Raw genomic sequence first — 22,468 nt, 5'->3', positions numbered from 1 at the left:
CAGTTCGTTTGACGCCTCGGTCTGGGAAATGTTCGTGATTTTGCTGGGAGGCGGCACACTTTATCTGATTTCGCGCGATACGATTAACAATCTGAATGAATTTGTGCGTTTCATTGACGAAAACCAAATGACAATTGCGCTGCTTCCGCCTACTTATCTGGCGGGAATTGAACCAGGCAGTCTACCGGCGATGAAAAAACTGGTGACGGGCGGATCGGCGATCACCAAGGAACTGGTCACGCGGTGGAAGGACAGCGTGGAATATATGAATGCTTATGGTCCGAGCGAATCCAGCGTAATTGCAACTGCGTGGATGTACCGGGAAGAGGATATGGGCAATGCGTCGGTACCGATCGGCAAGCCGATTGACAATACCCGGATTTACATTCTGGATCAGAACCAAAAGCTGCTGCCGCTCGGGGCGGCGGGGGAAATGTGCATTGCGGGAGACGGATTGGCCAGGGGTTATCTGCATCGGCCGGAGTTGACGGCGGAGAAGTTTGTGGCGAATCCTTACGAAGCCGGAGAAAAGCTGTACCGCACGGGCGATCTGGCGCGTTGGCTGCCGGACGGGAATATCGAATATTTGGGAAGAATCGACGATCAGGTGAAAATCCGGGGCTTCCGCATTGAGCTGGGGGAGATCGAAACGCAGCTGCTGAAGCATCCGCTTGTCCGGGAGGCGGCAGTAATCGCCAGGGAAGACAAGCAGAGGGAAAAGTATTTGACAGCGTATTTTACAGCAGAAGGAGAACCGGGAGCGGATGAGCTGCGGGAACAACTGATGCAAGCACTGCCCGAGCCTGATCCGATTGCGGATGCGGGTGTGGAATATGCGGCGCCGAGAGACAAGATAGAGGAGATATTGGCTAAGATATGGCAAATAGTTCTGAACGTCGAAAGAGTTGGCATTAAGGATAACTTTCTGAATCTGGGCGGCGATTCCATTAAAGCCATTCAGGTTGTGTCCAAGCTTCACGATTATAAGCTAAAGCTGCAATTGAAGGATCTTTTTGATCATCCCGCGATTGAAGAATTGAGTGCTTATGTGAAATCCGTCGAACATGCCGTTTTTCAAGGAACGGTAACAGGTGAAATTATGCCCACTCCTATTCAAAGATGGTTTTTTGAGCAGTCTTTCGCAGCCAAACATCACTTCAATCAGTCGGTTCTGCTGCATCGGAAACAGGGCTTTGACGAAAAGAGGTTAAGAAAAGTGTTCGACCGCTTGGTGGAACACCATGATGCACTGCGTATTGTCGTGAGGGAGAAGGCGGGACGGGTAATTCTGTTCAACCGGGGCACGGAAGGCGAGCTGTACTCGCTGGAGGTCAAGGATTTTACAAGTGATATGCTATATGATAGCTCCGTTAAGGAAGCAGCCGCAAAGCTTCAGTCCGGCATGGATTTAGAACACGGACCTCTGGTGAAAGCGGGCTTGTTTAAAACGAGAGATGGCGACTATCTTTGCGTAAGTATTCACCACCTGGCTGTTGACGGAGTTTCTTGGCGGATTCTTTTCGAGGACATTTCTACGGGATACCGGCAGGCAGAGAGGGAAGATGAAATCACGTTCAGCGAGAAAACGGACTCATTCCTGGCATGGTCCGAGCAGCTTTATGCATATGCCGCAAGCGGCGAGCTTCAGCAAGAAATCACATACTGGCGCGAGCTGGAACAAAATGAGATCAAGCCTATTCCCCAAGATCGTACCGTTCATGACAGAAAATATAAGGATAGCGATCATATAGAAATCGAGCTGGACGAAATCCAGACTGTCAAGCTGCTTAAAGAAGTGAATAAGGCTTACAATACCGAAATCAACGATGTTCTTTTGACGGCGCTGGGAGAGGCTGTTCGGGAATGGACGGGAGAAAACAAGGTACTGGTTAACCTGGAAGGGCACGGACGCGAAGAGATCGTTCAGGATATGGATATCAGCAGAACAGTTGGCTGGTTTACTGCCCAATATCCGGTCATTTTGGATATGGAAGGCGTTAAGGACGTGGCTTCCCGACTTAAAGCCGTCAAAGAAAGCCTGCGACGCATTCCGCAAAAAGGCATCGGCTACGGCATTTTGAAATACCAGACGTTTCTTCGGGATGAGGGAATATTAAGGTTTGATTTGCATCCTGAGATCAGCTTCAACTACCTGGGGCAGTTTGACCGGGATATTGATACCGAGATATTTACCCTTTCGGATGTTCTTACCGATGAAACGGTTTCACCCGGCATGCAAAGACCTTACCGTTTGGACATTAACGGAAGAGTGACCGATGGAAAGCTGCGGCTGAGTTACGCCTATCACAAGCATGAATATGAACAGGCTACGATAATCAGACTGGCGGAAGGCTTTAAACGCAATCTGGAGCAAATTATCGAACATTGCGCATCACGGGAATACACGGAACTGACGGCCAGTGACGTAAGTTCCAAGAGCATTACGATAGCTGAGATCGAAGAGGTATACCGCGCGATGGGGGACTCGGGGCCCAATGTCGCGGATATTTATACACTGACCCCCATGCAGTCGGGAATGTTGTATCACTTCCTCAGGGAGCCAAGCTCGCGCGCATATCATGAACAAGCCGTGCTCAGCCTGAAGGGTGAGATCGATAAAAGTTTATTTGAGCGCGTTTGTCAGCAGATAGTTCAAAGACACGATATTTTGCGGACCGCCTTTGTTTACGACAAGGTCGAAAAACCGGTTCAGGTCGTTTTAAAGAAAAGGCCGGTTGATGTATGTTTCGGAAATATTTCTTTCTTGACGGAGAACGAGAAAGAAAGCTTTTTGGAATCATATTTGGATAAGGATAAGAAGAAGGGCTTTGATCTCACCCGGGACCCGCTCATCAGAGTTTCCTTGATTAAAACGAGTGACGACAGTTACCGGCTGATTTGGAGTTTTCATCATATCATCATGGATGGTTGGTGTCTTGGCATTGTATTTAAAGAGTTTTGGAAAATTTACAGTGCGCTTCATAATGAAAGTACCCCGCAATTAGGAACGGTGTATCCTTACCGTCAATATATCCGGTGGCTGGAACAAAGGGATGACCGGGAGACGGCGGTTTATTGGGAGAACTATCTCACGGAGTACGAACAGTCAGCCACGCTGCCCAAAATCAAAAGCGGTGCGGATAATCCGGGATACTTTCAGAAAGAATACGATTTTACGATAAATGAGGAATTGAAGGCGAGTTTGGAGAGCATCGCAAGAGAAAACGGAGCTACGTTAAGTACGGTGATGCAGGCTGTATGGGGGCTCCTGCTGCAGCGGTACAACAATACCCAAGACGTGGTGTTCGGAACGGTTGTCTCAGGAAGACCGGCGGAAATCCAAGGTGTTGAAGGAATGGTAGGGCTGTTTATCAATACGATTCCTGTCAGAGTCCGGACAGAAAAGGAAGATAGCTTCCCGGTTCTGATTGCCAACATGCAGCGGGAGGCATGGCTATCTGAGCGGCATCACTATTATCCGCTGGCGGAAATTCAGTCGCGGACTGCCCATGGAGGCGGATTGGTGCAAAGCCTGCTGGCCTTTGAAAACTACCCGATGGAGGAGGCCGTCAGAGGACAGAGCGCCCACGGAACGGATTTGAGGATTCTGTCCGCTCAGGTCTCCGAACAGACGAATTTTGATTTTAATTTCATTATTGTGCCCGGGAAAGATTTGCAAATCAAATTCCGCTACAATAGCTTGGCCTATGACAGAAACTTAATAGAGCGGGTAGCCGGGCAGATCAAAATGATTATCCGTGAAATCGTACGTTGTCCGCAGATACGGGTCGAAAAAATCGAGGTCGTGCCGGAGGAAGAGAGAGGCGTGCTGCTTGATGGTTTCAATCGGACGGAGACGGAATATCCGAAGGAGCAAACGATCCATGGGCTGTTTGAGGAACGAGCGGAGCAAAGAGCGGAGCATCCGGCATTGGTCTTCGGGCAGCAAACCCTGACCTACCGGGAACTGAACGAACAGGCGAACCGGCTGGCCAAGGTGTTGAGGGGGCGGGGAGTGAAGCCGGACGATATCGTCGCCATCATAGTGGAACGATCTATCGAAATGGTCGTTGGCATCCTGGGAACGCTCAAAGCGGGCGGCGCGTACGTGCCGATAGATCCAAACTATCCGGAGGAACGGATTCGCTATATGCTGGAAGACAGCGGTGCCTCTATACTGCTGACGCAAAAGCATTACCGGGACAAGCTCGACTACCGGGGCCCGATCATGGATTTGGATGGCGAAAGTCTTCAGTGTACAGACCCGGCCGACGGCGCCAATCCGGAGCCTGTTAACAAGCCGCAGGACCTGGCCTATATCATCTATACCTCGGGATCTACCGGGAAACCCAAAGGGGTGATGGTGGAGCACCGGGGAGTGCTCAACCTCCAGCATTTCTTCCTTGAAAAATGGGGAGTGAACGAATCGGACCGGATGCTGCAGTTTGCCAGCAGTTCGTTTGACGCCTCGGTCTGGGAAATGTTCGTGATTTTGCTGGGAGGCGGCACACTTTATCTGATTTCGCGCGATACGATTAACAATCTGAATGAATTTGTACGCTTCATTGACGAAAACCAAATGACAATTGCGCTGCTTCCGCCTACTTATCTGGCGGGGATTGAACCAGGCAGGCTGCCGGCGCTGAAAAAGCTGGTGACGGGCGGATCGGCAATCACGAAAGAGCTGGTCATGCGGTGGAAGGACAGCGTGGCGTATATGAACGCCTATGGACCGAGCGAATCCAGCGTAATTGCAACTGCGTGGATGTACCGGGAAGAGGATATGGGCAATGCGTCGGTACCGATCGGCAAGCCGATTGACAATACCCGGATTTACATTCTGGATCAGAACCAAAAGCTGCTGCCGCTCGGGGCGGCGGGGGAAATGTGCATTGCGGGAGACGGATTGGCCAGGGGTTATCTGCATCGGCCGGAGTTGACGGCGGAGAAGTTTGTGGTGAATCCTTACGAAGCCGGAGAAAAGCTGTACCGCACGGGCGATCTGGCGCGCTGGCTGCCGGACGGGAATATCGAATATTTGGGCAGAATCGACGATCAGGTGAAAATCCGGGGCTTCCGCATTGAGCTGGGGGAGATCGAAACGCAGCTGCTGAAGCATCCGCTTGTCCGGGAGGCGGCGGTGATCGCCAGGGAAGACAAGCAAAGGGAGAAGTATTTGGCGGCGTATTTTATAGCAGAAGGAGAAACGGGAGCGGATGAGCTGCGGGAACAGCTGGTGCAAGCACTGCCCGATTACATGGTGCCGTCCAGTTTCATGCAGCTGGATCAAATGCCGCTGACTCCGAGCGGAAAGATTGACCGAAAGGCATTGCCGGAGCCCGAATGGCAGGAAAGCGACGACACGGGCAGCAACCCGAGGAATGAAGTTGAGCTGAAAATCCAGAAGGCTTGGCAGGAAATCCTGGGCATGGAGAAGATCGGAATAGATGACCATTTCTTCAGGCTGGGTGGAAATTCGATCAAGGCGATTCAGGTGGTATCGAGGCTGGCGTTCGATTTTGAAGTAGGGATTAACGACATTTTTCAATATCCGACGATTCGGACCTTGGCGGATCACATCAAATACTCCAAAGACAGATTAAAACAATTCGTGTATGCCATGCGGGAAGCGGCAGCTGCCAGAGGAACGGGCGGGTCTGAGGTTGACTGGAAAATGCGCGAGAGCCTTAAAGAATACCGGAAGAAAAATCAGGTATATAAGAACATCAATCTTTCTGAACGGGCCGGCTACCGCAATGTTCTGTTGGCAGGGGGAACCGGGTATTTAGGAATCCATATTTTGTTTCAACTGCTGCAAAATACGGAATATAAAGTTTATGTGCCTGTTCGGGGAACAAGCGACGACGAGGCACTGGAGAGACTGCGGATGAAGCTGAAGTTCCATTTTGGCACCGAGTTTGACGGGCGGAATGGCTGGGAAGACAGAGTGTGCGTGTTTGGCGGAGATTTGACCAAGGATTGTTTCGGACTGAGCCGGGAGCGCTATGAGCAATTGGCCGAAACCATCGATGCGATCATTAATTCGGCGGCGAACGTCAAGCATTTCGGACATTACTCGGAATTTCATGCGGTCAATGTGGAAGGGAACGCAAGACTGATCGAATTTGCCGGCACAGGGAAGAAAAAGACTTACAATTTCGTTTCCACCACCAGCGTGGGCAGCGGCTGGGTAGAAGACCGGAGCAGCATTGTGTTCACGGAATACGATTGCAATGTCGGACAAAGCTCTGATAACTATTACGTGATGACGAAGCTCGAAGCTGAGAAAGAAATTGTAAGAGCAAGGGAAAAAGGGCTTAATTCCAATGTGTTCAGAGTCGGGAACCTCGTTTTTGATTCCATTTCGGGGATATTCCAAGAAAATATCTCGGATAATGCATTTTATTCCTTGATAAAAGCGCTGATCAAACTTGGCCGGGTTCCCGCAATTCAAGATAAAACGATGAACTTCTCCTTTGCGGATGAGGTGGCCAAAGCCGTTGTACTGCTGTTCGACCGGGAAAATCTAAACAATGAAACCTATCATCTGTTTAACAGCCATCAGGTGAGCATGATGTCTTTTGCCAAGCTTTTGAATCAAACGGATGTAAAAGTCCAGCCGATGCCGATGGATGATTTTACAGAATATATGTTCGAAAAATACGATGAAGCGGAGACACAGCAGGAGGTTGCCCGGATTCTTGTCCATTCCAACGTTTTCTTTGAGGGGGCGAGCCAAACGTTGTTCATGACGATGAACAAGAAGACTGACGGTATTTTGCGAGCGCTAGGGTTTGAGTGGTCAAGGCTGGACGGCCAAAAGGTGAAGCTGATGATGGATCATGCCGCAGATGTAGGATTTATGTAAAAATGGCAGGGAAGGAGAAGGAAAAGAGTGGATGCCATTAAACTGGCAAGTACTTACTTTTTTGGAACAGAACATTATATTTCATCCAACAGCATGATCGCAACGGTTACTTTTAAAAGAAGAATCGATGCCGAAACATTGCTTTCCAGCTACCGCTTGCTCATCATGAACAATCCTTTGCTGCAAGCCAAAAGGGTGGAACAGCTCGAAGAGGACACGTTTATATGGGGACGTTTTTCACAGGAAGAGCTGGAGAATTTGCTGGAGGCTGAAAAGAAGCAGCTTGCCAAATATTTTACAGAGGCGGAGGTTCTGAGCCAGTATGCCGCAACTAATTCCAGACTTCCGTTTCGAATTTTCCCTATAAATGAATATTCAATGATATTCGCGATGAACCATGCGCTGGCTAATGGGCTCAGCTTGGTTTTCTGGATCAAGAGATGGCTTGAATATTATTCGGGCGAACCCGAGGCAAAGCCGAAACAAACAACGGCAGAGGGCAACGTCTCCGTCGGCAGGCTGCTGCGTATGAAAAGAAGAGTCGCCGCCTTTTTATGGATGCCGGTTTTTGTTATAGGTTTTATGTTCAGGCTGGGGAAAGCGGGAAGCGCCGGCGAGACCGTCGATTTGAGTTACGGTAAAAAGCCGGAGCAAGGCGGCGGTTATGTCAAAAAATCGTACTGCTTCAGCAAAGAGGAGACCGGTGAGCTTTTACGGCAATGCCGGAGCAAAAAAATGACATTGACCGAATACATTTGCTTCCGAATGACTGATGGACTGCTGCAGCACGATCCCGGGAAGAAGCGCGTGTTTGTCTCCATGCCCATGGATTTGCAGTTTCTGCATAACTATTCGCCGGAGACCATGTGCGGCAATTACGTCGCGAGCCTTCCGATGCAATTTTTCCGGGATAGGAATTTGGACAGACAGGTGAAATCCGCGTTCAAATGGTTTAAAAGAGGGATTCCCTATGCGCTGTCGATCTTTTTTGCTTCGTTTTCCAATTCATATCGGACATATAAACAACAGTGCCTTGAATTGAGCATGAAAACGATGCCTGAAAGATTCCCCCTGTGGAATTTTTCCATTACCTTGTCCAATCTGGGAATTATATCGCATCAAATTATGGAGGAATGGGTGGATACGATCTATTTTTCTATCAAAAACCAGTCGTTGCTGCTCACAACTTCTACGCTTTCGGGACGTTTGATGATGGAAGTCAGTCTGATGGAAAATCTTTACGATTCGGAAGAAGTTTTTGGTCTTTTTGACCGGATCTTATCCGTGGAACATTTGTTGAATGCAGAGCGGATAGAATGAATTCAAAAGTTAAATGACGAATTAGGAGCCGTTTCCCATTGAAGGGGCAAGCGGCTCTTTGTTGTGCCGACACCGCCCAAAGACGCAAAAACGGCTGCTCACGAACGGATATGGCAAAAAGCCGGATTCCAGCATAGCTTGCTCATTTCAGGCTGTTCAGAAACCTGCACGCCGGAGCCGATCGACTATCTGCCTGGCTGCGTGAAGAAAACCTGCAAAAGTGCAGTTTTTTGCTCGTTCATAGCTGGCAATGGTAGTATTCCTGCAATTGTGCAGGCTTTTCCCCGAACACAGGGGCTTAACCCCATTTTCATAGAAAATTCCTGTACAATCGCAGGCTTTTTGCCAAAATGGACTATTGTTACAGAAAATGCCTGCACTTTCGCAGGGTTTCGGGCTGGCAGACTGTTCAGTGCATAGAGCTAGCATTTTGATTGATGAAGCAAACTGGCTCTGAACGCGGTCGCCTTCGATGATTGGATAGAATTATCCAATAAAATGGATTGAATACATCTATTACCGGTTCAATTGACAATGTAAGAGACCGATGGTAAATCAAGGGATTATATACAAGTTAACATATGGGAATACACGTCTTCTGATAATGTGATCACTTTGAGGCCTGCGATCGTGCTGCGGCTGGCTTCTCCGGAGACTTACAAGCAGTTGGTCATCGACGATCCGGCGTCGTGAACGAGGCAATGTGCGCACCAAATCCACTACCGGCATCAAGCATGTTTGTGCACGATTTGTTCTTTTGGCGCCAAGATATTGGTGCTGACCGTGGTGAAACGGCTTGCGCCTTGAGCAAACGCATAACTCTCCCGAAGGGCGTCGGCAGCGCTGCATGGCAGGCGGTCATAAGATGGCTTGGCAGGCCGATCCGGGTAAAAAACCTGCGAAAGTGCAGGAATTTGCGGGCAAACGGTTCATTTTGGCGAAAAGCCTGCGAAAGTACAGGAATATTCGATGAAAATGGAGCTGAGCCCCTGCGCCCGGCCAAAAGCCTGCACAATTGCAGGAATTTTGCGCTGACAATGTATCTATGGGCAAAAAGATGTACTTTTGCAGGTTTTCTGCGTGCAGCTAGACAGCGGGGATCGGGTCAGGCGTTTGTTTGGGCCTGGTCATCCGCAGGCTTCCGTGCCATGCTGACGATGCTCGCTGAAGCAGACGTATTTTTTTGTCACTCGCAGGGTGATTTTGTTGCCTTTTTTTCATACATTTGCGGTTGAATGTACAGATTATAAAACAAGCAGGGTTTATTCTGAACATGCCGAGGTGCCGCGAATGCAGAAGCAAGATTGTGACGTATCGCCGATGAAAGAAGAGATCAAACTGCATTTGAACCGCATTGCAGACCAAATTCAGCAAAGCCTTCAGTCCATAGATTCCGAGAACTCCTGCATGTTGGGCGAGCTTAATGAAATTATGGAGTCGTTCAAAAGAGTGGAGTCCGCTGCCGCTTCGTTTTATTTGCAATGTTACTTGTCTCCTTTTACAGATAGCTATGGGGATTTGTCGAGAAGCATTCAGCATTTGTCTGAACGCCGGCATGGCGCCTTGATCGTGATCCAAAGAAACGACAATCTGAATGCGTATATTCATTCGGGCATTCCGATGGAAGCGACATTGACCCACGCGCTCCTGGAATCCATCTTTTATCCCGGCAATCCGCTTCACGACGGAGCGGTGCTTATCCAGGCGGACCGCATTATTTCCGCCGCGAACGTTTTGCCGGTTTCCGCGGCTTCCTATCGCGATGTCAAAATGGGCACCCGGCACCGCGCGGCGATCGGCCTGTCCGAGCGCACCGACGCACTTGTGCTCGTCGTTTCGGAAGAAACGGGCCATGCTTCCTTCGCCTATAAGGGGACGCTGCATCCCCTGAATGCGATCCACCATGCCGTCCGCTAAAAGGCAGCGTGCAATAATTCACGTGTCGATTCGCTTTTAACAGCCTTGTATTAATAAATGGCGAGGTACTTGCTTATGTATATAGAGTACCCCCATTTATCCAAAAGGAGGCTGTTCTTGCTATGATTTACGCACAACCGGGACAAACCGGATCGAAGGTCGCTTTCAAGAAGCGTTACGACAACTTTATCGGTGGCAAGTGGGTTGCTCCTGTCAAGGAGCAGTATTTTGAAAATGTATCGCCGGTGAATCACCGCGTCTTTTGCGAAATTCCCCGCTCGACGGCGGAAGATATCGAGCTGGCTCTGGACGCGGCGCATGCTGCGAGGGACGCCTGGGGGCGCACTTCCGCCGCCGAGCGCGCGCAAATTCTAAACAAAATCGCCGACCGTTTAGAGGCGAATCTGGAAATGCTGGCGGTTGCCGAAACGTGGGATAACGGCAAACCGATTCGGGAAGTGCTAGCCGCGGACCTTCCGCTGGCGATCGATCATTTTCGTTATTTTGCCGGCTGCATTCGGGCGCAGGAAGGGGCCTTGAGCCAGTTGGACAACGATACGGTGGCGTATCATTTTCATGAGCCGCTCGGCGTGGTCGGGCAAATCATTCCGTGGAACTTCCCGATTTTGATGGCGACGTGGAAGCTGGCTCCGGCTCTGGCCGCGGGGAACTGTGTCGTGCTGAAGCCTGCGGAACAGACGCCTGCTTCCATCCTGGTATTGACTGAGCTTATTCAGGACTTGCTGCCCCACGGCGTTCTCAACATTGTGAACGGTTTCGGCTTGGAAGCAGGCAAACCGCTTGCCTCAAGCAACCGGATCGCGAAGATTGCGTTTACCGGAGAAACGACGACGGGACGCTTGATAATGCAGTACGCCTCGCCGAACATTATTCCGGTCACGCTGGAGCTGGGCGGCAAATCGCCGAACATTTTCTGCGAAGATATTATGGCCAAAGACGACGCTTTCTTCAACAAGGCGATTGAAGGGTTTGTCTTGTTCGCGCTCAATCAGGGCGAAGTTTGCACGTGTCCGTCCCGCGCGATCATTCAGGAATCGATCTATGACGCTTTCATGGAAAGAGCACTAACGCGCGTAGCCGCGATCAAGCAGGGCAATCCGCTGGACACGGATACGATGATCGGGGCGCAAGTGTCCACGGAGCAAATGGAAAAAATTATGAGCTACATCAGCATCGGCCGCCAGGAAGGGGCGGAATGCCTCATCGGCGGAAACCGGGCGAAGATGGAAAGCGATATCGCGGAGGGCTACTACATACAGCCGACAGTTCTGAAGGGACATAACAAAATGAGAATTTTCCAGGAGGAAATTTTCGGCCCGGTCGTTTCCGTAACGACGTTCCAGGATCAGGAGGAAGCGCTTGCGATTGCCAACGACACGCTTTACGGCTTGGGAGCCGGTGTCTGGACGCGGGATATTCATAACGCCTACCGCCTGGGCCGCGGCATCGAAGCAGGGCGCGTATGGACGAACTGCTACCATGCTTATCCGGCTCACGCCGCCTTCGGAGGCTACAAAACTTCGGGCATCGGCCGCGAAAATCACAAAATGATGCTCGCGCATTACCAGCAAACGAAAAATCTTCTCGTCAGCTACAGCCCTGACGCATTGGGCTTCTTCTAAGAGTGGCGTCAACGCTTCACTGGAAGGGCTGGAAGGCCTCCCTTTTCTGACCCGCTCGCGCGTCTTTACGGAAGAAGAACTACGAATATTGGACTTATAAAATGTAATGGAGCCCAAGGCCGTTTTTTTCATGGCGATAGCTGTGAAAAAGGCGGTCTTTTCATATGTCAACAATCGAGCGAATCAGCAAAAAAAAGGTCGACAAAATTCCAAAAAAAAGAAGGGAAATTTGTTTGCAAGAAGAAATAGTACTAAGCTTATGCTTCCGATGCCAGTTTTTCTGGCGAAAAACTTTAAATACTTTTACGAGACTTTACTTGTTGAGAATAAGAGGTAGCATCTATGCAGAAATCGGTTTTTTTCAAGAGTGTCATCAATTCCGATTCTATTTTTGAATCCATTGGACAATTGGGCGATTTTGCTAAAACATTCATTGGGTGCGAGCATGTTTGCGTATTTCTCGAGGATGAAAAACATCGAAATCCCCCTGCCTCTTATTCGGTCAATATCAATCAGGCAGAGCTGACACAGCTGCAGCACATTGCCATGGCAACACAATTCTTCTCATTGGTGCCGGAGGGAACCAGTCTTAGTGTAGAGAACACCGCTAATGAGATGAAAACCTTCCTCTCCATGACACAATTCCGAACTATTTACGGCTTCCATATCCAATACGGCTCCTCTTACGGCGCACTTGTTTTTGGCTTTCGTTCCGGTATTCGGCTCAGCGACGATCAATTGAAAATGTGCGGTGTCATTAAAGTGCACATGGAGCAGCTGGTAGAGAAAATCCAGTTCCGCAAACAAATTCTGCAACAGAAAACGTATGAGAATTTGTTCAACACCTTACGGATGAAGGACAGCTTCACTGTAAACCACTGCTACAATGTCGCCTTCTATTCCGCTTTGCTTGGAGCCAAAGCCGGTGTGAACAAGGCCGATCTGGAACAGCTGAAAGTAGCCGCTCTGCTGCATGATATCGGAAAAATCGCGATACCCGATCCCATTCTGATGAAGCCGGGGCAGCTGACGAATGAAGAGTTTAATGTCATCCGCCAACATCCCGTGGTCGGTTACGAGATGCTGAAAGAGCTGCCCGAGGTCAAGCCTTTATTGCCTGTCGTCAGGTGGCATCATGAACGGATGGATGGCAGAGGCTATCCCGACCGGCTTTGCGGAGATTCGATTCCGTTGTGGGTTCGCATTGTAAGCTTGGCTGATGCTTTTGACGCGATGACATCGACAAGAGTGTACCGTCATTCTCTGCATGTCCCTGAAGTCAGGGCACAGCTGCTCATTCATTCAGGCAGTCAGTTCGATGAAAATTTGGTCCGGCTCTTTTTGGACATTATTGACGAACATACGAAAATGCACAGCGGCTAGCCCGCAACCCGATTGTTACTAAAGTAAGGAAAGCTGGGATAATTAATGAGCGGTCGAATTCTTATTATTGACGACGAACCCTACAACGTAAATATTTTGAGCATATTTTTAAGTTCTTTGCGCTATGAAATTTTCATCGCCGAGAACGGTACGGAAGCTCTGTCCATGATGGAGGAAACCGCTCCGGACCTGATTTTGCTCGACGTCATGATGCCGGACATTACCGGGTTTGAAATTTACAGGCGGTGGATGGAGCAGAGCGATTTCGACACTCCGGTCATCTTCCTGTCGGCCAACGCCCAGAAAGCGGACATTTTGCAGGGGTTGCAGCTGGGGGCGTTCGACTATTTGACGAAGCCTTTCGATCTCGATCTGCTGGAAAGGAAAATCGCCATCGCTCTTGAGCAAAAGAAGAAGCTGAGAAGCTTGAAGAACGATAATAAGCAGCTTTCCGAACTGGCTTACATCGATTCGCTTACGGGTTTGTATAACCGCGCTTATCTGGATCTGACCATGCAGACGATCCGGGACGGCATCCGCAGCTTCCATGCCGCATTGATGGTCGATATGGATCATTTTAAGCCGATTAACGATACTTACGGCCATCTGGTCGGAGATCAGGTGCTGAAGGAAGTGGCAGACCTTCTGTTTTCCAGGCTGGATCCGAACCGCGACATCGCCTTCCGTTACGGCGGGGACGAGTATCTCATTCTGCTGCAGGATGAAGCGGGTTGTCTGGAGTTGGCAGATTCCATTATAAAAGCCGTTGACGATCTCAAAATCGCCGTCTCGCCGCATAAGCATCTGAAAGTGTCGGTCAGCATCGGCGTAACCCACAATTTCGACCACCGATCTTTCGATCAGATGATAGCGCAGGCGGACTCCGCCTTATTGGGCGCGAAAAACAGAGGGAGACACCGGGTAACGGTTTATTAAATCAAGGAGTGGGTGAGGCAAAATGATGGAATTAAAAAGCTTTCAAAAATTATTTCACATGACGAAAGTAATTAACTCACAGTTTGAAATGCCGGAAATTTTACAGGTGCTTGTCGATGCGATCGCCAGCGAAATAACGCAGGCCGATTTGGTCGGTTTCTTTTTGAAAGAACCGGACGGCATATTTTACGGCAACAAAGGAAACAGCAAGCGGGTCGATATTACCGAGCTGCTGATCGATCCGAAGGACGATGCGTTTGTCCGCGACATTCTGCGCACGCGCGCCAGCGATTACATCCCGGATACAACCTTTGACAAACGGCCGGATCAGGTGAAAAGGCACTTGATGCAAATCAATTCGATCCTGGGCATCCCCGTTCTCGTCGACGATGACGTGTTCGGTCTTGTCTTTGTGCACGATTTCGGCAAACCGATGAATTTGACGGAAGAGCAGATGGAAGTGACGGAAGCGTTCGTCAACATGGCCAGCGTAGCTATCCGCAACATCCAGATGTTCGAGCAGCGGCAGCTGTTGATGGAAAAGCAGCAGCTTCTCCTTGACGCCACCAAGGGCTTGTCGAAATCGCTGTCCGTTCAGGACGTCCTGAAAACTTGTTTTCACTACATGCAAAGGGCAAGCGGGTCGGACGATATCGGCATCCATTTATATAACGACAAAGATCGCACGATGGAACCTTTTCAGCTTTCATCTTTGAACGTTACGGAAGACGAATGGAGAACCAAGCACCGCGAAGAGATCAAATTAAGCATCGACAGCGACCGTTTGTTTTATGAAGTCATTACGGAGAAAAAGGCGCTGGCCATTCCCGACGTGTATGCAGACCCGCGTCCTAACCATAATGCGTGCAGAACCTTTGATATCAGGAGCCTGATGGTGACGCCGCTCGTGGCGAAGGGAGTTGTATTCGGCGTCATCGCGATGCCGTCCATCCACAAGCAGCGGGAGTATACGACGAGCGAGATAGAATTTTGCCAATCCATTGCCGACGTTACGTCTACGGCGCTGGCGAATGCGATGCATACCGAGAATCTGGGGCATTCGGTCAACGAGCGCACCATGGAGCTGCAGCAGGCGAACTTCAAGCTGGAAGGACTGGTCAAAGAGCTGGAATATTTGAATGAGCTGAAAAACGATTTTATCGCTACGCTGTCGCATGAGCTGCGGACTCCGATTACGGCTGTCAAAGGAGCGGTAGACATTTTAAGAAAAAGAATTCTCGGGGAATTGAACGACTCCCAGGAGGATTTGCTGGAAACCGCGGGCAAGTCGATCGAACGCTTGCTCAACCAGGTGAACGAGCTGCTCGATTTTGCCAAAATGGAAAACGGTAAGTTCGAATTGTATTACACCGAGGCATCCTTCGATGAAATTATAGCGGAAGCCGTAGACATTGTGCAGTCTCTTGTCAATAAAAAGAAACTTACGCTGAATGTGGAAGCGGCAGCCGGAACGAACACCGTGCTGAAGGTGGATCAACAGCGTATATTACAAATTTTGTTGAATCTTTTATCCAATTCCATCAAATTTACGCCGCCCAGAGGCGAGATTACGATCAAAACCCATGCGGAAGAGAATTACCTTACCGTGGAAGTGCACGATAACGGAATCGGTATCCCGTATGAGAAGCAAAAGCATATTTTCACCAAGTTTTATCAAGCCAACAATCAGATTAACGGAACGGGCCTGGGGCTGGCCATCTCCAAACAGCTAATCGAACTGCACGGCGGGCGGATCTGGTTCGAAAGCAGCGAGGGTCAAGGCTCGGTCTTTAAATTCACATTGCCGAAAGGGGCACAATAGAAAAATGAGAGCGATTGAAGTTGGATTGAAATTTTTGCTGCAGCAGGGGGTTCGGTACGTTTTTGGCGTTCCTGCCGGCTCGATTAATGCGATTTACGACGCTCTCATGGACATACCGGAGATTCAGCCGATCGTAGCCAAGCATGAGTCCAGCTCGGGTTATATGGCGGCTGCCTATACGCGTATTACCGGCATCCCGTCGGTCTGCGTCGGTTCCAGCGGGCCTGGGGCTACCAATTTGGTGACGCCTGCGGCAAACGCGTGGAAGGAAAAGCTCCCCGTCATTTTTATTACCGGTTCGGTTCCTTTATCGGTCGTGGGCAAAGGCGGGGGCCAGGAGCTGCAGGCGGAGCCGATCTTCACTTCCATTACGAAGCTAAGCAAAACCGTCCGTCACGCGCACGAGCTTCCGGGCATGCTCGCAGAAGCGTTTCATACGGCCATTAGCGGCATCCCGGGGCCTGTGCATTTGGCCATTCCGATCGACATTCAAATGACCGATATCGGCAGCGTGGAGCTTCCCGCCTTGCCGAAGGTTCAGCGGCTTGCGCCGGACCCGGCGGCCATCGAGGCTGCGCTGGAAGGCATCGCGGCCGCAGGCAGCCGCGGCGCGCTGCTGCTCGGATACGGGGCGAAATTGGCGACGAAGAGCATCGTGCAATTCGCGGAAAAAACAGGCTGGATGGTGGCGGCAACCCCTCACGGAAAAGGGGCTTTTCCCGAGAATCATCCGCTTTATTTGGGCATTTACGGCATGGCGGGCAACAGCAAAGCGCTGGATTATTTGAACGGCAATGATCACGATGTGCTGATGGTCGTCGGATCAAGCCTGGGAGAGTCGGCGACAAGCAACTGGGAGAAGCGGCTCGTTCAAGGCAAGCAGCTGATTCATATCGATTTCGACAAAAACGAGCTGGGCAAATGCTTCGAAACGAAGTACCCGGTTCATGGGCAAATCGATCTGGTCATGGAGCAGCTTTTGGCGCGGATGCCGGCTAAGACGCCGGACGTATGGTCCGGCCTGGGCGAAGCGGCTGCGGCGGCAGAAGAGAACGGCGGGGAGTGGAACACGTTGTCCGCCATCCGGAGGATCAGCGCGATCGCTCCAGGCGATGCGCGGTTTTATTTGGACATCGGCGAGTTCATGACCTACTCGATCCAAAATTTGCTGATCAAAGACGGGCAGCAATTTGATCTCGACATCAACTTCGGAGGGATGGGCTCGGGAATCGGGGGAGCCCTTGGCGCCCAGCTCGCCGAACCGAACCGGCCGGTCATCTGCCTGACCGGCGACGGCTGCTTCTTCATGCACGGCTTCGAGGTTTTGACGGCGAAGGAGTACAAGCTGCCGATCTTGTTCGTGGTCGTGAACAATGCCCGTCTCGGCATGGTATACCACGGTCATATGATGCAGTACAAGCGGTGCCTGGATGATTTTTCGCAAGCGCGGATCAGCATAGCGGACGTGGCCCGCTCGCTCGGCCTCCGCTACGCCGAGGTCACCTCGCTCAAGCAGCTGCAGCAGCACCACATGCAAGAGTGGCTTTCTCACGGCGGGCCGGTCGTCGTAGAGATCGTAGTCGACGGCAACGAAACTCCGCCGATGGGGGACAGAGTCAAGTTCCTGCAGGGCGCTACATACTAATTGACGGCAAGGGGCTGACCCTCAGCAGTTTATTCTGCTGAAGGGTCAGCCCCTTGCGCTGTAGTGAAGGGCGCGGGTGCGGGTGTGTGGTGGGCGCGCCGTGTGCGGAAGAGCCCCCGCTGGGCGAGGCGCTGGAGGGCGAAGCGACTGAGCGCCGGCGGGGGCAGCTAACAATGCAGACACATCGTTAGGGGTTCCCGGGGACAGGCGAGTGAGCGCCGGCGGGCGCTGCTAACGATGTAGATACATCGTTAGAGGTTCCCGGGGGCAGGCGGTTGGGCGCCGGCGGGCGCTGCTAACGATGTAGACACATCGTTAGAGGTTCCCGGGGAGCGGGCGATTGAGTGCCGGCGGGCGCTGCTAACGATGTAGACACATCGTTAGAGGTTCCCGGGGGCGGGCGATTGAGCCCCAGGAGCATGCAAATGAGGCAATCGCAAACCTGCCGGCTAAGACATCGCTCACCATGTGCAGAAAACCTGCAAAAGTGCATCTTTTTGCGCCCAGATGCGCTTGCTTCGAACAATTCCTGCAAATCTGCAGTTTTTTTGGCTCAAATTGGGGGTTCAGGCTTATCAAGCTGGGAATTCCTGCACAATTGCAGGTTTTTCCTCCAACCGAGTCGTTTTTATCAAAAAAGCCTGCACTTTCGCAGGTTTTTCCGGGCTGAAGATACTCTGCAAGCGGTTGCACCGCTTTTGGACGGCAAATGAGTGGAAGCGTCCGGTTAGCTGCTAACACTTCGGCATCCATAACCGTGACTTGGAAAGACAAAACTGACTTGTCAGAAAAGCGTGCGTCCTGCACAAACGATTGCGGAGGTGCATCTGGTCGACCGACCGCCGTCATGCAGCGCAACACCGTGCGCTGGAAGCTGCGCGCGGTGCGACGAAGTTTTGCTGCTGCGGAGTTAGTAGAAGTGTTCGAGAGTGCGTGTCGGAGCCCCCGGCGGGCTCGAAACGATGCAAAAGTCGGTTCACCGACTTAGTGCGCCCCGATCAACAGGGCTTCTCCATATCTCGGTGCCTTTTGCGAGGCTGCTTTTTACAGGCTCTGGTTCATTTTTTCCAGGACGGCTTCTACTTTCAGCAGGTGCTGCATCATCAGCTCGGAGGCCAGCGTTTTATTTTGCTCTCGTATGGCCTCATAGATGGCCGTATGTTCTTCCAGAAGCTGCTTGCCGGAAGCCAACTCGGAGAAAAACCACAGCCTGCGGGAGCCGCCCATCGTTTCCTGCAGCTTTTTGGTCAGGGAGTCCATCATTTGGGTGAGCAGTGTATTGTGGCTGGCCTGGGCGATTAGCAGATGAAACTGCACGTCCGCATGCTCGGACTTCTGTTCATCTTCCAGAACTTCCTGCATATGGGCAAGGATGCGGGCCAGCTGCGCCAGATCCTCGTCTGTTCTTCTTGCAGCCGCCAAAGACGCGCATCCGGATTCGATAAATTTGCGAATTTCCACAATTTCCTGGAACGACTCCATGCTTTGAAACATATCTGCTCCCGGCAAAGCTTGGTCTGACGGAAGCACTTTGCTGACAAAGGTGCCGCCGCCATGACGAATATCGATCCATCCCATCGCTTTCAGAGCGCTGAGCGCTTCCCGAATCGTAGAACGGCCCACGTCGAACCCTGCCGCCAGATCGACCACGGAAGGGAGACGGAAGCCGGGAGGGTATTGGCCCGATGCAATCCGCTGCTTGAGCTGTTGAAGGACGATGTCCGACCCTTTTTGCGGTTTGACTTGCGGAAAAGACGATGTCATGACGGACCTCCCGATACATATATACATCTATTCAATCATACGCTATAATGAATGAAAAGTCATCAGATGACCTGTTCACTTCTTCGGGATGGGGGCGGATTTATTTGGTCCACTCGCCGGGGGTAGGCAGTTTTTCCAGCTCACTATCCCGTGGAGCAGGGCAAGCTTCTTCCGCTTCACCCACCGGAATAGAGCAATTTTTTCGCTCACTTTTCCAGAGATAGGGCACGCTTTTCAGATTTTACTTTCCCGCGAGGCAGGTCAGGTTTTTCCGATTTCTCGTGCATACTGGAGCTTATTCTTAAAGGAGGCATAGTCCATGTTAGACGATTCTATTCGCAGGCGGCTTCGCGAGATTGTCGGGGACAAATATTTTAAAGACGATTCCGAAGCGTTGATTACCCATTCTTATGACGCTACGCCGATGATGCAGAGCTTGCCGGACGGCGTCGTTTATCCGGGCAGCCGTGAGGAAGTGGCGGCGATTCTTAAGCTTGCGAACGAGCACCGCATTCCGATTGTCGGGCGTGGGGCGGGCAGCAATTTGTGCGGCGGCACGGTAGCTGTCGATGGCGGGCTTGTCATGGTCATGAACCGCATGAACCGGCTGATTGAAATTGATAAGGACAACCTTACGGCAACGTTCCAGCCGGGTTTAAATACGAAGGAGTTCCACCTTGCCGTCGAGGCGCTGGGGTTGTTTTATCCGCCTGATCCGAGCAGTATGGTCGTGTCTACGTTAGGCGGCAATATTATGGAATGCGCCGGCGGGCTGCGCGGTTTGAAATACGGGACGACGAAAGACTACGTCATCGGTCTGGAGGCGGTGCTGCCTTCCGGCGAGATTTTGCGTACGGGCGGCAAGCTGTACAAGGATGTGGCCGGCTACGACCTGACCAAGCTGCTCGTCGGCTCCGAAGGGACGCTGGCGATCGTCACGGAGGCGACGGTGAAGCTGCTCCCCGCCCCGCAGCACAAAAAGACGATGCTCGCCATGTACAAAGACATCTACGCCGCCGCAAGAACGGTTTCGGCGATTATCGGGCATCAGATTATTCCGGCGACGCTGGAATTTATCGATAATCCGACGCTCCGCGTTGTGGAGGCGTACAACAAAATCGGGCTCCCGCTTGATATGGAGGCCGTGCTTTTGATCGAGCAGGACGGCAACGATATGGCGGCGGTCGAGCAGGATATCGCGGCCATCAAGCGGATATGCGAGGAGCAGGGCGCCGAGGAGGTCAAGCTTGCCGGCAGCGCGCAGGAAGCGGAGAAGCTGATGATGGCGCGGCGCAGCGCGCTGTCCACGCTGGCCAGAATAAGGCCGACGACAATTCTGGAGGATGCGACTGTACCGCGCTCCAAAATCGCGGAGATGGTCGTTGAAATCAACCGCATCGCCCGGAAGTACGATGTACAGATCTGTACGTTCGGTCATGCGGGGGACGGCAACCTGCATCCGACCTGCACGACGGACGCCCGCGATCAGGAGGAAATCCACCGCGTGGAGCAGGCGTTTGAGGAAATTTTTGACGCGGCGATCCGCTTGGGCGGGACGATTACAGGGGAGCACGGTGTCGGCATGATGAAAGCGCCTTATTTGGAGTGGAAAGTCGGCGCAGCCGGAATAGAAGTGATGAAGGGCATCAAACACGCCTTCGATCCTCATAACATTATGAATCCCGGAAAAATTTTCGCAAAGCAATCCCGCAAAAGGCTGGTGATCGGACAATGAGCGAAGCGGTTTCGATAAAATCTCAAGTTGCTGCAAGCAGCGGCAGTCCGCTCGCCGAGCGAATGAAGCTTACGCTGAACTATGACGAGCTGTCCAACTGCATCCGCTGCGGCTTTTGCCAGCCGGCTTGCCCCACTTTCAAGGAAACGGGTCTGGAAGCCGCGTCCCCGCGCGGAAGAATCGCTTTGATGAAGGCGGTCGTGGACGGGCTGATGGAGCCCGAGGATTCTTTTCAAAAGCAAATGGACCTATGCCTGGGCTGCCGCGCCTGCGAGCCGGTATGTCCGGCAGACGTGAAATACGGGCAGCTGCTGGAACAGACGCGGGACGCGATCGAAAGGCAGACGGAGCACCGCTTCTGGGTGAAGCAGCTCCGTTCGATCACGTTCAAGCACATGTTCCCGAACCAAAAACGCATGCGCCTGCTGGGCTCCGCGCTCCGATTGTACCAGCGCTCCGGCATGCAGACCGTTGTCCGCAAAACGGGACTCATGCGCATGTTCCCGGATACGATGAGCCAAATGGAGCGCATTTTGCCGGAAGCTTCGTCCAAAGGCGTGGTCGAGCAGCTAGGTACTTACGTGCCTGCCAAAGGAAAGCCGGTCGCAACCGTAGGCATGTTCCGCGGCTGCATTATGGACGTGCTGTTCACGGAAACGAACATGAACACGGTCAAGCTGCTGGCGGAAGCGGGCTTCAACGTCGTCATTCCCGAGGCGCAGACGTGCTGCGGCGCTCTGCATGCGCATAGCGGCGAGCTGGAGCAGGCGAAGGCGCTGGCCAGAAGGAACATCGACGCGTTCCGGGAAGCGCAGATCGATTATATTATTTCCAATGCGGGCGGCTGCGGGGCGCTGCTGGTGGAGTACAGCCACCTTTTGCATGACGATGCCGAATATGCGGAGGCTGCGAAGCATTTTGCCGAGAACGTGAAAGACATCAGCCAAATGATGATCGAAAAAGGGCGCTTGCCCAAGTTCGCGGCCGCCGGACAGCTTCCTTCGGATGCTCAGGTCACCGTAACGTATCAGGACTCGTGCCATTTGCGCAACGTTATGAGAGCCGGCAGCGCACCGCGCGATTTGATGAGCCGGATCGAAGGCGTGAAGGTGGTCGAGCTGAAGGGAGCCGACCGCTGCTGCGGCTCTGCGGGCATTTACAATCTGGTGCAGCCGGACATGTCGATGGACATTCTTGACCATAAAATGGAGCATGTGAAAGAGACGAGCGCGCATTATGTGCTGACCAGCAATCCGGGCTGCCTCCTGCAGATGAAGCTGGGGATCGAAAGGGAACAGCTATCGGACCGCATGAAGGCCGTGCATATTGCCGATTTCCTGTACGAGCATATGAGCCGGTCGTAAAATGTGAAATAACCTCCAGCCGCGTTTGAGCGGTTCGGAGGTTGTTTGCTTTATAAGTTGTCTTTTCGCTT

At 51.8% G+C, this 22,468-nt stretch carries 13 protein-coding genes; 11 read left to right on the top strand and 2 right to left on the bottom strand.

The genetic code is table 11. The features are described 5' to 3' along the window. The 9 genes from AC0LWT_RS33590 to AC0LWT_RS33550 form a co-directional block, all read left to right on the top strand. The coding region (locus tag AC0LWT_RS33590) for a non-ribosomal peptide synthetase (RefSeq protein ID WP_474685783.1) at positions 1-6,868 on the top strand (6,868 nt) is incomplete at its 5' end. A gap of 27 nt (positions 6,869-6,895) precedes the next feature. Next, positions 6,896-8,188, top strand: a complete 1,293-nt coding sequence (locus AC0LWT_RS33585) for a hypothetical protein (RefSeq protein WP_474685781.1) — start codon at positions 6,896-6,898, stop codon at positions 8,186-8,188. Positions 8,189-8,877: 689 nt separating this feature from the next. Beyond that, complete coding sequence (locus AC0LWT_RS33580; protein ID WP_474685779.1) at positions 8,878-9,423, top strand: hypothetical protein; 546 nt, start codon at positions 8,878-8,880, stop codon at positions 9,421-9,423. A 55-nt stretch (positions 9,424-9,478) separates the two neighbouring features. After that, positions 9,479-10,105, top strand: a complete 627-nt coding sequence (gene cdaS / locus AC0LWT_RS33575; protein ID WP_474685777.1) for a sporulation-specific diadenylate cyclase CdaS — start codon at positions 9,479-9,481, stop codon at positions 10,103-10,105. Positions 10,106-10,227: 122 nt separating this feature from the next. After that, the gene (gene adh, locus AC0LWT_RS33570) at positions 10,228-11,748 is read left to right on the top strand and encodes an aldehyde dehydrogenase (protein WP_474685775.1); all 1,521 of its coding nucleotides are present in this window, start codon (positions 10,228-10,230) and stop codon (positions 11,746-11,748) included. A gap of 342 nt (positions 11,749-12,090) precedes the next feature. After that, positions 12,091-13,131: an HD-GYP domain-containing protein gene (locus tag AC0LWT_RS33565; RefSeq protein WP_474685773.1), complete on the top strand. Its 1,041-nt coding sequence runs from the start codon at positions 12,091-12,093 to the stop codon at positions 13,129-13,131. A 45-nt stretch (positions 13,132-13,176) separates the two neighbouring features. Further along, complete coding sequence (locus tag AC0LWT_RS33560) at positions 13,177-14,067, top strand: GGDEF domain-containing response regulator (protein WP_474685771.1); 891 nt, start codon at positions 13,177-13,179, stop codon at positions 14,065-14,067. 22 nt (positions 14,068-14,089) lie between these two features. Beyond that, positions 14,090-15,889: a GAF domain-containing sensor histidine kinase gene (locus tag AC0LWT_RS33555; RefSeq protein ID WP_474685769.1), complete on the top strand. Its 1,800-nt coding sequence runs from the start codon at positions 14,090-14,092 to the stop codon at positions 15,887-15,889. 4 nt (positions 15,890-15,893) lie between these two features. Further along, positions 15,894-17,534, top strand: a complete 1,641-nt coding sequence (locus AC0LWT_RS33550; protein WP_474685767.1) for a thiamine pyrophosphate-binding protein — start codon at positions 15,894-15,896, stop codon at positions 17,532-17,534. 360 nt (positions 17,535-17,894) lie between these two features. Here AC0LWT_RS33550 and AC0LWT_RS33545 read toward each other — a convergent pair whose 3' ends face one another. Then, entirely contained in the window at positions 17,895-18,383 is a 489-nt protein-coding gene (locus AC0LWT_RS33545; RefSeq protein WP_474685765.1) for a hypothetical protein, read from the bottom strand. Between the two features lie 195 nt (positions 18,384-18,578). Then, positions 18,579-19,298, bottom strand: coding sequence for a FadR/GntR family transcriptional regulator (locus tag AC0LWT_RS33540; protein WP_474685763.1), 720 nt, complete (start codon positions 19,296-19,298; stop codon positions 18,579-18,581). Between the two features lie 319 nt (positions 19,299-19,617). Here AC0LWT_RS33540 and AC0LWT_RS33535 point away from each other — a divergent pair, with 319 nt between their 5' ends. After that, positions 19,618-21,033: an FAD-binding oxidoreductase gene (locus AC0LWT_RS33535; RefSeq protein ID WP_474685761.1), complete on the top strand. Its 1,416-nt coding sequence runs from the start codon at positions 19,618-19,620 to the stop codon at positions 21,031-21,033. Next, positions 21,030-22,397 carry a (Fe-S)-binding protein gene (locus tag AC0LWT_RS33530; RefSeq protein ID WP_474685759.1) on the top strand — a complete coding sequence of 456 codons (1,368 nt, stop codon included), beginning with the start codon at positions 21,030-21,032 and terminating at the stop codon, positions 22,395-22,397. The genes AC0LWT_RS33535 and AC0LWT_RS33530 overlap by 4 nt, the downstream gene beginning before the upstream one ends. Positions 22,398-22,468: the final 71 nt, after the last annotated feature.

The sequence above is a fragment of the Paenibacillus sp. sgz302164 genome, assembly GCF_056120505.1.
The sequence above is the reverse complement of the archived record's forward strand: the minus strand, read 5'-3'. Positions and strand labels throughout refer to the sequence as shown.